Genomic DNA, 11,706 nt, shown 5'->3' with positions numbered 1-11,706 from the left:
CCGCAGAATGTTCGGTTTTTACTGCTCCGAGTACCTATTCCGGGAGCAGGTCATGGCCCTGCTGGCCCACTGAAAAATTTTTTTCGCATTTTTTCGCATTTAGTCTTGACAAGGGCGAAATTTGGTTTTTTTCGTACTTTCTTGTTGACAAGGCGGGACTGTCCTGCTATAATACCAACTGTTCCGGCAAACACGGGGGTATAGCTCAGCTGGGAGAGCGCTTGACTGGCAGTCAAGAGGTCAGCGGTTCGATCCCGCTTATCTCCACCATCGGAAAGCTCGTTTTGATGAGAGTCAAAACGGGCTTTTATTTTTTTGAAAAGCAAAGGCAGACCGGCATGTCCACGCAAACACCAATCAACATACTTTTCTCAAAGGTGTCCTAATGGTGCTGTGCCATGGGGACTGGTGCCGTCCACCACGGCGCAGCGAAGCTCCGGCAGCACCACGCCGTCCAGAGAATCCGGATCGCCGGAGCACCACAGATACTCCACCGCCGTTCCTGCCTGCTCCATGGCGCGGCCGATCTCCCGCATGAAGGTATTCTTGCCCACACCGGGGCCTCCCTTCAGCACCATGAGGTCATATGTATCTTCCAGGTCCACCATCTCCGGAAACAGATTTTGGAAGCCGTCACCACTGTTGGCGCCCACGAAAAAATTTGTCACTTGAGCCATGCTGCCATCTCCTTCAAATCCGATTTCACTTTCAAGCTATGCGGAAACACCTTGGTTTGACAGTGATCTGCGAGAAAGTGCCGGCAAAGAAACAGGAATTTTCGCCCAAGGAAAAATTTGTGGTGAAATCCCTGGGTCTTTCTGGTATAATAAGAAAAATGTCGTTTCAAACAAGGAGCTATCCATGGACGAGCAATACACACCCATCATCAGCGAAGAGGAACGGGCCGCGCGCCGTGCGCAGCGGGCAGCGGCTAGACGGCGGAAGCAGCAGGCTCTGCGCCGCAGGCGGCTATTGCAGCTTCTCCCCCTGGCGGCTGTGCTTTTGATCCTTTTATCCGCGCTTTTAGTACGGGGCTGCAAGGCGGAGCCAAAGGGTACGGAAGATCCGCCTCCGGAATCTCTTCCCGCCGCCGCGGTACCCGACCAGCCGGCGGAGCCGGAGGCCCCCTACGCTGCCGCCCGGACCGCTGGGACTATCCAGCTAGGTGAGGACCTTTACAGCTCCTATGCGGTGGTCATCGACCTACAGACTGACGCCATTCTGGCGGAAAAGGGAGCCGATACCGTTATCAGCCCCGCCTCCATGACCAAGATCATGACGCTGCTGGTAGCGGCGGAAAACCTGAAAAGCCTGGAGGACACCGTCACCATCCCCATTGAGATCACCGATTACTGCTTTGTCAATGACTGCAGCGTTGTGGGATACAAGATCGGTGAAACGCCCACAGTGCGAGAGCTGCTGTACGGCACCATCCTCCCCTCCGGAGCCGACGCTTCCCTGGCCCTGGCCAGTTATGTGTCCGGCTCTCATGAGGCGTTTGTGGAGTTGATGAACCAGAAAGCGGAGGAGCTGGGCCTGTCAGCCACCGCCCACTTTACCAACTGTGTGGGGATTTATGATGCGGAGCACCATTGCACCGTGTATGACATGGCCATGATCCTGAAGGCCGCCATGGACAACGACCTGTGCCGGGAAGTCCTGTCCGCCCACACCTATCAGACCGCACCTATGGAGGAATGGCCCGAAGGGCAGACCCTCTCCAACTGGTTCCTGCGGCGGATCGAGGACCATGACCAGGACCAAGCCGTCCGGGCGGTGGGCGCTAAGACCGGCTATGTGGTCCAGTCCGGCTCCTGCGCCGCCAGCTGGGGCGAGAACAGCGGCGGAGACCGCTACATCTGCGTCACCGGCGACGCCGGCAGCTCCTGGCAGGCCATTTTTGACCACGTGGCACTGTATAAGACGTATTGCGGATAAAAAGTGCAAAGAAAAACCGTTCCCTGATAGGGAACGGTTTTTTTAGAGCCTATCTGGAATTAGACCCTTAGTATCCTCGCTGTTTCAGACTGGCTGCCAGGCTGACGTAGAATTCCCGCACATCAAAGCCCTGAATGTTCTCCCGATTCAGATCCACCACATCGCCATGAGAGATGCCCCGCCTGCCAGACGGTTCCAGCAGCGTGAAACGCTCCCCCCACTTGGCAGAACTCACAGATACCAAGCCATCGTTGAGGCCGTCGAAATGCTTCACAATGGGATAGGTCATGTTCAGCGGAAATTTTCCGTGCCGCGCCTTCCGGCAGTAGGACATGACGCTTTCATAGAGGACGCCGGGATCGTCCGGGGTCGTCTCATTTCGGGAAAGACATGCGCTCTCTGTCAGATCCGTCACCGCCGCCAGAAAGTCAGGCTCCTCATCCCCCACTCGTCTCATAGTGCCGTTATAGGCGGCGGCGATCCTCTGCCGGGTGGTCTCCGGCACCTTGCCCAGCAAGTACTCCGCAAAAATGCAGCCCCGGTGGGGCGTGTTGATGGTGGTCAAAGTGGCCACATAAGGGGCGCACCCGGCGTGGGCAATAGCTGCGCGGCTGTCCAGGCCGCCCTTGGAGTGGGCGATGATGTTCACCTTCCCGCAGCCGGTCTCCTCCACGATCTGCCGGATGCGGGCGGCCAGCTCCTTTCCGCTGTCCTCCACCGACGCGGCGGACTGCTGCTGGCCATAATAGACCGTAGCGCCGTTGCGGATCAGCTCCCTGGGGATGCGGCCCCAGTAGTTGACATAACGATAGTCCCGAAAGAACACGCCGTGGACCATCAGCAGCGGATATTTGGTCTTGCAGACCTCGTTCTCCGCCCGGACTGCGTCCAGCTCCCACTTCTCCGTCTCGAACTCCGCCTCGTCGGAGGTGATGCGGATGATCTTCGTTAAGTACCAGATGTTGAGGAATGGTATCCAGCCGCACAGGGCCGCCAAAACACGGTGCTTGAGGCCGAGCTGCACAGAAGTTATGTAAACTCTTATCATGCCGTTCCAGAAGAGGATGGCCTCCACGACTATCGCCCAGAGGATGCTGAGAAGGACTTCCACCGGTGTCAGCGCAGAGAACATCAGTACATGCGCCATGACCGTGGCTGTGCATGAGATCAGGAACAGACGCAGCAGCTCACAGCCGCTGCTCAAATTCCAGATACGTCCGGTGGGCGCTGAGCCTTTTTCGATGGGCCGCAGATTGAAGTAAATAAACTCCCCCAACAGCACCAGACTCAACAGCCAGCTCACAGGGCCAAAGGTGCTGCCCAGAAGAAACCCGTTGGCGACCACCGTCATCAAAAACGCGAGGACCGGCCGCCTCATAAGAACACCTCGTTCTCCTTCGGCTCCTGGAAGTTAGCCTCCAGCATGGCTACATGGGAAAGAAACGCTGGGTCGTCGAAGTACTTTGCCCCCTTGGTGCATTTGCGGACGCACCGCTGGCACTTGATGCAGGTACCGGGGACGCTGACCACGTTTTTCGGGTCGATGGCCCCCATGGGGCACAGCCGGGCGCAGGCGCCGCAGTTGGTGCACTTGGACAGATCCGTCTTGGGTTTGACCTTCAGGAAGTTCACAGGCTGACCGTCCACCCCCTTTGGTATGTAGTAGGGCGCGTCGGAGTCGCCAGGGACCTTCACTGGCGCGGGGATATCTGACAAGCGTTTCACCTTGTCAGATATTTGTTTGGCAAAGTTTTTGGCTTCAAACAGGTCGCTCCATCCAGGGCGGCCATAGGCCAGCTCATCTGTAAACGCATGACGGCCCACAAAAGCGCCGGCTGCCACAGTATGAAAGCCGCCGGCCTCCAAAACCGCAGAAAGCTCCGCCAGGGAATTGTCAAAACTGCGATTGCCGAACATCACCACCGGCACCGCCAGGGCGCCGCCGCCCCGCAGCTTTTCCCGGAAATCCGGCAATATCTTGTTGGGCAGCTTCCCGGCATAGGTGGGTGAGCCGACCACTACCAGGTCTTTCTCTGTAAAGCAATATTCCTTTTTACGCTCTGCCAAGCTGGTAAAGCCCAAGCGTCCCACGGGCAGGTTCAGCTCGGCAGCCAACACATCCGCGATGGTATTCACCATCTTGTCCGTAGTGCCGGTGGCACTGTAATATACCGCCCAGACCTTGCACAACTGCATGAAATTTCCCTCCTGTTGGGGCAAGCTTCCGCACCTTGCTAACGCCTGCCGTAATGTTTTACAAGGAAAAATCCGATTCCTTCAGCTTGTCAGTGTCCAGCACTGCCGGACGGGGCGGGACCCGTTTCAGCGGATCATATTTGAAGCTCCGGCAGTGGTGCTCCACTGGAACGATACCCCGCTTTACGCAGGCCACGTCCCGTTCATTGATCTGCTGCCCATGCTGGCAGTATGCGCATCGGGGGTCCATTTTTCGGAACATCATCGTGATCCCTCATTTCAGAGTGGAGAGAGCCTGTACTCTCTGGTTTTTTCTCAAAGCGTATACAGCTTGATGGCCCCCTCCTCCACCGTGGCGCGCACCTGCGTGATGGGGTTTTCATAGCTGTCAATGATCCGGGACGCCAAAGCGTCCTCCAGCTCCTTCTGGATGGTCCGCCGCAGGTTCCGGGCGCCATAGGTACGGGAATATGACTGATGGGTCAGATGGGCCGTCAGGGCGTCGTCATAGGTAAAGGTGATGCCCTTCTCCTTCAGGGAGGCCGCCAGTTCGTCCAGCATGATGCGGGCGATGCTCTGGAAGTGCTTCTCCGTGAGACGGTTGAAGGTGATGACCGCATCGACCCGGTTGATGAACTCCGGCCGCAGGAACTGCTGAAGGGCCTTCATGGCCCGGTCGGCGTCCTGCTCCTGCTGGGTGCGGCCAAAGCCCACGGTCCCCTCCTTGGTGGCGCTGCCGGCGTTGGAGGTCATGACGATAATGGTATTCTCAAAGTTCACCTTCCGGCCATGAGCGTCGGTGATCTCGCCGTCATCCAGGATCTGAAGCAGCACGTTCAGCACGTCGGGATGGGCCTTTTCGATCTCGTCGAACAGGATGACCGCGTAAGGTTTGCGGCGGATCTTCTCCGTCAGCTGGCCCGCTTCGTCATAGCCCACATAGCCCGGCGGGGAGCCGACGATGCGGGAGACGGAGTGCTTTTCCATAAATTCAGACATATCCAGCCGGATCAGGGCCTCCGGGGTATTGAACATATCGGTGGCAAGCTGCTTCACCAGCTCGGTCTTGCCCACGCCGGTGGGTCCGACGAAAATAAAGCTGACAGGCTTGTGCTTGGGACTGATGCCGACCCGGTTCCGGCGCACGGCGGCGGACACGGCGCTGATGGCTTCATCCTGGCCGATGATGTGCCGCTTCAGGCGGTCCTCCAGCTGGCTGAGCCGCTGGAACTCCTGCTCCCGGATCTTGGAAGCGGGAATCTTGGTCCACAGCTCGATCACATGGGCCAGATTCTCCATGGAAAGCTGCGGATCGCCCTTTTCCGTCAGAGTATCCTGTTCCGTGTGGAGCTGCAGCTCCCGGCTCTTCAGCTCCGCCATGCGGGCGTAGTCGTCCTCCGCCTTTTCCTCCTTCTCCTCCAGCATCGTCCGCTCTTTTTCGTAATCGTCCAGCTCCCGCTGGATCTGCATCCGCCGGGAGATATCCGGGTCCTTCAGATTCAGATCGGAGCAGGCCTCGTCGATGAGGTCGATGGCCTTGTCCGGCAGAAAACGGTCGGTGATATACCGCTCGCTGAGCACCACCGCCTGTCGGATGATGCCGTCGGAGATCTTCACGCCGTGGAACTTCTCATAGTTGGGGGCCAGGCCCTTCAGGATCTGGATAGAGTCCTCGATGGAAGGCTCGTTGACCGTCACCGGCTGGAAGCGGCGCTCCAGAGCTGTGTCCTTCTCGATGGACTTGCGGTACTCGTTGAAGGTAGTGGCGCCGATGACCTGGATCTCGCCCCGGCTGAGGGCGGGCTTCAGGATATTGGCAGCGTTCATGCTGCCCTCGGCGTCGCCGGCGCCCACGATGCTGTGGACCTCGTCGATCATCAGCACGATGTTGCCCAGCCGCTTCACCTCGTCGATCAGGCCCTTCATCCGGCTCTCGAACTGGCCCCGGAATTGGGTCCCCGCCACCAGAGCGGTCAGATCCAGCAAATAGACCTCCTTTTCCCGCAGCTTGAAGGGCACCTGCCCGTTCACGATCCGCTGGGCCAATCCCTCGGCAATGGCGGTCTTGCCCACGCCCGGCTCACCGATGAGGCAGGGGTTGTTCTTCTGCCGGCGGTTGAGGATCTGGATGACCCGCTCGATCTCCTCTGTCCGGCCGATGACCGGGTCCAGCTTGCCATCCTTGGCCTTCTGGGTCAGGGAGATGCAGTAGTTTTCCAGATACTTCCGCTTGCCGTTTTTGGGCTCTTTCTTCTCCCGGCGTTCCCGCTGGCCCCCCTCGTCGGCGGGTTGTTCGCTCTTGGGACCTTCTCCGCCGGAGAACAGGCGGTTCAGGAAGGGGAAGGTGGCGGTCTTGCCGTCCTCCTCATCCTCGTCCTCCCCGCCGCCGGGCAGATCCTCGATATTCTCCACGCCGTTCATGGCCTGCATCATCTCGCTGTTGAGCGTGTCCAGGTCCTCGTCGGAGATGCCCATGCGCTTCATCATGTCATCCACCTGCGGAAGCCCCAGGTCCTTAGCGCACTTCAGGCACAGGCCCTCGTTGATGGTCCGTTCGCCGTCCATTTTGGAAATGAACACCACGGCCACATTCTTTTTACATCTTGAACAAAGTGTAGGCTGCATCGTATAACCTCCAGAAACTCAAACGGCCTCCGCCGCGCTATTGAAGAAACGACAGCACGCTCAGCGGCGTATACGTCGTGAATAAACGGAAAATGTGGGCCTCCGTCCAGGGCGGCTCCGCAAAGGACACCCCCAGCTTCCGGGCCGCCCAGACCGCCAGAAACAGCAGCAGCGCCCCCTGGATCAATCCCAGCAGACCACCGCCCAGCACGTTCAATCCGTGAAGCCCCGGCAGCTTGAACAGCAGGTCCATGGCCTTCGCCAGCACATGAAGCAGCGCCAGGAGCGCCAGAAAGGACAGGATGTACAGAGCGCCGTAAATGATGGACTGCGCAATGCTCTCCACTACCGCGGCGGCAATGGAGGCGCCGGTATCCCGGATGCTCTCCTTCGCCCGCTCCGCCAGGGAATCCCTTACGGCCTCGTCCAGGCCCAGCAGAGCCAGCAGTTCCTCCACTTGGGAGTCTCCGCTCTCCTCCGGTCCCGGGGCCTGCTCCGTCTGAACGGTCAAAACGTCGTCCACCTGCCGGGCGATCCGCTGGCTGACGGCAGGAGCCACCAGCTTGGCCGCCGGACCGGAGAAGGCCGAAGCGATCATCCCCGCTCCCACCAGAGCCACCACTGCGATCACCAGCCCCGCCAGTGCCCGCAGCAAGCCCCGTCTGGCGCCGTATATGGCGGCCGCCACCAGCAGGATGACCACAATTGCATCTATTATAACAGGTGTTGTCAAAGTTGCCTACCTTTCCGTGTGTAAACGTTTTGTGAACTCCCGGCAAATTTCTGCCGCTTATGGTAAAAACAGCCCCGCGGACCCAGAGGACAGCAGCAGCGCCGATCCGTCCGCCCGCACCAGGACCTCCTTGGCGGAGCCGATCCCCTTCAGGGAAGCATACGCCTGCATGTCCTGATTATATACCACGACCCGGTCTGTGTACAGCACCGCGATATACCGCCCTGCGGCGGATATGCTGAGGACCTCCTCATTCACGTCCAGGCTGCCCAGCTCCGCCCCCTGGGGATCCACGGTCACCAGGCGGCCCACACTGCCGGAGCGGTAACGGTTCAGCAGCAGCACGGCAAAGCCGTCGCCCGACAGGTCGTAGTCCCGCAGATAGGCGCCGTTATACTGGTAGGAGGCCGTGATCTCCCCTGCGCCGTCGGCAAAGGTCAGGCAGGTGTCGGCCACCGTCACCAGTTTTCCGTCCTGCTGACCGATCCAGGCCACCAGGCCGTCGGAGACGTCGTAATCCGCCGCCGGCTCCACCTCCCCCGCCTGGGTCAGGTCATACAGCACCACATTGCTGACAAACACGCTGTTCTCCTGGCCCAGCGTCACTGCCGCCAGGGTCTCGCAGTCGTCTGTCACACAGGCGTCCACCACAAAGCGGCTGGAGGAGTCGAACTCCGCGATCACCTGGTCGATCTCCCGGTCATAGACCCGTACCGTCCCCTTGAAGTTCCGCTTCTCCGCCGTCACCGCCAGCCAGCCCTTGCTGTTCAGCGCCGCCGCAATGAACGGCTCCTCCTCACCGGCGGTCAGCGCCGCCACCAGGCCCTTCTCATCCACCACATACAGGCTCCCGCCGCCGATATCATAGGCCGCGGCCCGGCCGCCGCCCTGGGTCAGGGCGGGATTTTCCATGCTGACATTGGTGGACCAGATCTGGCCGCCGTCTTGATCCAGCACCTGCAGGCTGGTCTCAGACAGCACCACCAGGGCGTCTCCCAGCACCGCGAATCGGTTTTGAGCGGCAGTATCGTACTCATACAGAATATCGCCGCTGGCGTGCTCCACGCTGCCATAATTGAAATAGCGGCGCAGCACGTCAAAGCCGGTGCCGTCCCGGTAGGCCGCCAGCAGCACCACCGCCAGCACAGCTGCCAGCGTCAGGAAAAACACCAGGAAGCCCCGGGCTTTCCGCCGCTTCCGGGGCCGCTCCTCGCCGTCGTCGTCATTCCAGATGTCGTGTGTTCTCTCAGCCATTCAGTCGTTCATCCTCATACCAAAGTCTTGTCAGGTACAGCCCTCCCGGCGGCACCGTGGGACCTGCCAGGGTCCGGTCACCGCTCTCCAGGATGGCGGGGATATCCTCCGGCCGGAACTTGCCCTCCGCCGCGTACAGCACTGTGCCGGTGATGGCCCGCACCATGTTGTACAAAAAGCCGTTGGCACAGACCTTCAGCTCCAACAGGTCGCCGTTTCGGGCCACATCGCAGTAATAGATGGTGCGGACGGTGGACTTGGTCTCCGTCCCCACGCTGCGGACCGCCCGGAAATCGTGGGTACCCACGAACTGGTGGGCCGCCCGGTTCAAAAAGTCCTCGTCCAGGCGTTTGGGATAGAAATAAGCTCGATCCACATAAAATGGATTCTTGAACCGGGAGTTATAGATGCGGTAGGTATACTCCTTTTTCAGGCAGGAGCCGATGGCGTTGAAGTCCTCTCCCACCTCAAAGGCCCGCTCCACCGCGATGTCCTCCGGCGTGTGGGTATTGACAGCAAAGGGCAGGCGGTCCACAGGGATACGGCTCTCCGTGCGAAAGTTGGCGATATACCGCTCCGCGTGGACGCCGGCGTCGGTCCGGCCGCAGCCGGTGAGATGCACCGGCACGCCGGTGATCTTCTCCAGGGCTTTTTGCAGCGTCTCGCAGACGGTGACGGCGTTTTTCTGCACCTGCCAGCCGTGATAGGCGGTACCGTTGTACATCAGTTTCAAGGCGATGTTGCGCATAGTGGATAAACTCCTTACTCAGGCCAAATGACCGTGGGACTGGTGGACATCGGGTATGTGACCGCATCATCCCACCGCTGGGCGACCCACTCCTTCATAGGAAATTCGTAGCGCAGGCCAAATGCGTCCGTACAGGCATAGTTGATCCGCATGTGGTCGCCGGGGGCACAGGGGACCGAAAAGATGGGATCCTCCTCCCGGTTCTCCGCGACCAGTTTCCCATTCCGGTACAGCCGACACACACCGTCCGTAACCCGTACCTCCTGGCCCTGCAGGTCCGTCAGTGTCGGGATACAGTCCAGCAGGGAGAACTGCTGAAGCGAGAAGCTATAATGCCAGGACCCGCCGCCGTATTGCAGCTGGACCGGCAGCAACGTTTTCATGGTGCCGCTGCTGTACAGCACCGTATTATCCTCCAGGCGCATCTCGATCCCCTCGTCCAGATCCAAACAGAACGTGACCGTATTGGCATAGCTGCCGTCCTCCTGGCGATTCAGATAAAATACATTCCAAGCCCTCCCGTAAGGCTCCCCCACGTGGCAGAGACCGATATTCACACTATACGCCTCTATGTTCGGGAGCTCCAGACGGACGTCCACGGTCAGCATTCGGTCCCGTGTGTTCAGCGACGCGTTTGAAAAATGAATCGAGGGATTCGGCTCATCCAGAACGGCCTGTGCCGTTTCCAGCAATGCCTCCGTCTCCGCCAAGCGTTCTTCCAGTGCATCAGCCTCCTGACGGCTCTCCGCCAGCTCCGTCCGCAGGCCGCTCAGTGCATTCCCCTGCACGATCGCGGCGATCAGCAGTACAACACTCAGCGCCAGGGACAAGCCCTGCATCCAATTCTTTTTCATGTCGAACGCTCCTCTCTTCCACTCACGCAGGTACGGTGTCCACGATCAACAGCTCCGAAAGGTCAAAATATAGGGCGCCTGTAAATTCCTAACTCCTTATTCCGGCCAAGTCAACGATAGGATGCCGGATCCAGACGTGGCGCCGCTGCCGGCCTGATTATCCGGCGTCGCCCCTTCTATTGTCCACTCCATGAAGGGGAACTCATATCCGAGTCCAAAGCCGTCCTGGCAGCAAAACGTGATCCTGATCTGATCGCCAGTCTCACAGGCCATGCTCCAGGTCCGGTCAGGCAGCGCGGGCGCATAGCAAACCATAACGCCGCTGTCGGCGCAGATATCTTCCCGCAGCTCCGCTGGCACCTCCTGAGCCAGTTCGCCGTTTAAGTAAACGCGGAAACGCGGCTCGACGATTTTTGTCCCGCAGGTATTCTCCAGGTCGATGCTGAAATCGCTTGCCGTCTTTCCATCCCGGTATTCGGGGCCGCCCCAGCTGCCGCCTTTGGTCTGCAAGGGCAGCAGCATGGAGAGATCTCCCCAGCCGCCCAATTTCTCCCGGTAACGGGTCCCGTCATTTTGGATCAGCACATCCAGGCTGATCCCATCAGAAGGCTCTGCCGCAGGAAGCTCCAGGACCCCTGTAAAGGTCCCGGTCCCGTCTCCTGCCAATAGAACGCTCCCTTCGCCATCGCTGTTCAGATTCGTCCAGCACAGCTCGGCCTCGGTATCCTCCCGCCACTCCTTTATCATCATCGAAACGTCTATCAGAAGACAGCGCTTCTCCACGTCCACAGAGGTAGTATAATCCCAATCCTGGACCAAGCGGTCCGTCCTCTCCAAGTCTCCCAACCGGGAGGACAGGCTGGAACGCATATTCCTGATATCGTCCATGACGCTGTTTTGGGCGCTCCAGACAGCCCGCTCCAGTTCCGAGAGCCGTTTTCCCTGCCAGAGGTTCACGGCCAGCAGAGCCGCACAGAGAACCAGGATTGCCGTTTTCATCCAATTTTGCTTTCCATCCATCTTCCGTTCTCCTCACAGTCCAAAGGCCCGCAGCGAAATGACCAGGGCCAATATCAACATTCCAAGCGCCAGCGCCACATAGTCCCGCCGGGCATATTGCAGCACGTGCAGCTTCGTCCGCCCCTCGCCGCCGTGATAGCAGCGGCACTCCATGGCGGTGGCCAGCTCGTCTGCCCGCCGGAAGGCACTGATGAACAGCGGCACCAGGATGGGGATCAGGGCCTTGGCCTTCTGGATCAGGTTCCCACTCTCAAAGTCCGCGCCCCGGGCCTTCTGGGCGGACATGATCTTGTCCGTCTCCTCGATCAGGGTCGGGATGAACCGCAGGGCGATGGACA

General features: G+C 59.5%; 12 protein-coding genes and 1 tRNA gene. 2 read left to right on the top strand and 11 right to left on the bottom strand.

Annotation, left to right across the window (positions count from 1 at the left end; translation table 11 throughout):
- The first annotated feature begins 194 nt into the window (after positions 1–194).
- Positions 195–270: transfer RNA gene (locus tag Q0Z69_RS15455), tRNA-Ala, on the top strand.
- 101 nt (positions 271–371) lie between these two features.
- On the opposite strand, the gene Q0Z69_RS15450 is transcribed toward Q0Z69_RS15455, so the two are convergent.
- On the bottom strand, positions 372–677 hold the full coding sequence (locus Q0Z69_RS15450) for a hypothetical protein (RefSeq protein ID WP_298035297.1): 306 nt from the start codon (positions 675–677) through the stop codon (positions 372–374).
- A 184-nt stretch (positions 678–861) separates the two neighbouring features.
- On the opposite strand from Q0Z69_RS15450, the gene Q0Z69_RS15445 reads away from it, so the two are divergent.
- Positions 862–1,938, top strand: a complete 1,077-nt coding sequence (locus Q0Z69_RS15445) for a D-alanyl-D-alanine carboxypeptidase family protein (protein WP_298035296.1) — start codon at positions 862–864, stop codon at positions 1,936–1,938.
- A gap of 67 nt (positions 1,939–2,005) precedes the next feature.
- On the opposite strand, the gene Q0Z69_RS15440 is transcribed toward Q0Z69_RS15445, so the two are convergent.
- From Q0Z69_RS15440 to Q0Z69_RS15395, 10 genes are all read right to left on the bottom strand, one after another.
- Positions 2,006–3,316, bottom strand: a complete 1,311-nt coding sequence (locus Q0Z69_RS15440) for a triacylglycerol lipase (RefSeq protein WP_298035295.1) — start codon at positions 3,314–3,316, stop codon at positions 2,006–2,008.
- Entirely contained in the window at positions 3,313–4,134 is an 822-nt protein-coding gene (locus tag Q0Z69_RS15435; protein WP_298035294.1) for a 4Fe-4S binding protein, read from the bottom strand. The genes Q0Z69_RS15440 and Q0Z69_RS15435 overlap by 4 nt, the downstream gene beginning before the upstream one ends.
- Positions 4,135–4,192: 58 nt before the next feature.
- Positions 4,193–4,399 (bottom strand): hypothetical protein, encoded by a 207-nt coding sequence (locus Q0Z69_RS15430; protein ID WP_298035293.1) that lies wholly within the window; start codon positions 4,397–4,399, stop codon positions 4,193–4,195.
- Between the two features lie 50 nt (positions 4,400–4,449).
- A complete protein-coding gene (locus tag Q0Z69_RS15425) occupies positions 4,450–6,759 on the bottom strand; it encodes an ATP-dependent Clp protease ATP-binding subunit (protein ID WP_298035292.1) in 2,310 nt (769 codons plus the stop codon).
- Between the two features lie 37 nt (positions 6,760–6,796).
- Complete coding sequence (locus tag Q0Z69_RS15420) at positions 6,797–7,492, bottom strand: CvpA family protein (RefSeq protein ID WP_298035291.1); 696 nt, start codon at positions 7,490–7,492, stop codon at positions 6,797–6,799.
- A 57-nt stretch (positions 7,493–7,549) separates the two neighbouring features.
- Positions 7,550–8,746, bottom strand: a complete 1,197-nt coding sequence (locus Q0Z69_RS15415; protein WP_298035290.1) for a DUF5711 family protein — start codon at positions 8,744–8,746, stop codon at positions 7,550–7,552.
- Positions 8,739–9,494 carry a tRNA pseudouridine(38-40) synthase TruA gene (truA, locus tag Q0Z69_RS15410; protein ID WP_298035289.1) on the bottom strand — a complete coding sequence of 252 codons (756 nt, stop codon included), beginning with the start codon at positions 9,492–9,494 and terminating at the stop codon, positions 8,739–8,741. Before truA ends, Q0Z69_RS15415 begins: the two co-directional genes overlap by 8 nt.
- A 14-nt stretch (positions 9,495–9,508) precedes the next feature.
- Complete coding sequence (locus Q0Z69_RS15405) at positions 9,509–10,348, bottom strand: hypothetical protein (protein WP_298035288.1); 840 nt, start codon at positions 10,346–10,348, stop codon at positions 9,509–9,511.
- A 96-nt stretch (positions 10,349–10,444) separates the two neighbouring features.
- Positions 10,445–11,368 (bottom strand): hypothetical protein, encoded by a 924-nt coding sequence (locus Q0Z69_RS15400; protein ID WP_298035287.1) that lies wholly within the window; start codon positions 11,366–11,368, stop codon positions 10,445–10,447.
- A gap of 12 nt (positions 11,369–11,380) precedes the next feature.
- The coding region (locus Q0Z69_RS15395) for an energy-coupling factor transporter transmembrane protein EcfT (protein WP_298035286.1) at positions 11,381–11,706 on the bottom strand (326 nt) is incomplete at its 5' end.

This window comes from uncultured Dysosmobacter sp. (assembly GCF_947631165.1).
Lineage (GTDB): Bacteria > Bacillota > Clostridia > Oscillospirales > Oscillospiraceae > Oscillibacter.
The sequence above is the reverse complement of the archived record's forward strand: the minus strand, read 5'-3'. Positions and strand labels throughout refer to the sequence as shown.

What these genes read in the sequence shown, in the direction of transcription:
- Q0Z69_RS15445 (WP_298035296.1), top strand. Translation starts at nt 862, where the DNA reads ATGGACGAGCAATACACACCCATCATCAGCGAAGAGGAACGGGCCGCG.
- Q0Z69_RS15440 (WP_298035295.1), bottom strand. Translation starts at nt 3,316, where the DNA reads ATGAGGCGGCCGGTCCTCGCGTTTTTGATGACGGTGGTCGCCAACGGG.
- Q0Z69_RS15435 (WP_298035294.1), bottom strand. Translation starts at nt 4,134, where the DNA reads ATGCAGTTGTGCAAGGTCTGGGCGGTATATTACAGTGCCACCGGCACT.
- truA (WP_298035289.1), bottom strand. Translation starts at nt 9,494, where the DNA reads ATGCGCAACATCGCCTTGAAACTGATGTACAACGGTACCGCCTATCAC.
- Q0Z69_RS15400 (WP_298035287.1), bottom strand. Translation starts at nt 11,368, where the DNA reads ATGGATGGAAAGCAAAATTGGATGAAAACGGCAATCCTGGTTCTCTGT.
- Q0Z69_RS15405 (WP_298035288.1), bottom strand. Translation starts at nt 10,348, where the DNA reads ATGAAAAAGAATTGGATGCAGGGCTTGTCCCTGGCGCTGAGTGTTGTA.
- Q0Z69_RS15450 (WP_298035297.1), bottom strand. Translation starts at nt 677, where the DNA reads ATGGCTCAAGTGACAAATTTTTTCGTGGGCGCCAACAGTGGTGACGGC.
- Q0Z69_RS15430 (WP_298035293.1), bottom strand. Translation starts at nt 4,399, where the DNA reads ATGATGTTCCGAAAAATGGACCCCCGATGCGCATACTGCCAGCATGGG.
- Q0Z69_RS15415 (WP_298035290.1), bottom strand. Translation starts at nt 8,746, where the DNA reads ATGGCTGAGAGAACACACGACATCTGGAATGACGACGACGGCGAGGAG.
- Q0Z69_RS15425 (WP_298035292.1), bottom strand. Translation starts at nt 6,759, where the DNA reads ATGCAGCCTACACTTTGTTCAAGATGTAAAAAGAATGTGGCCGTGGTG.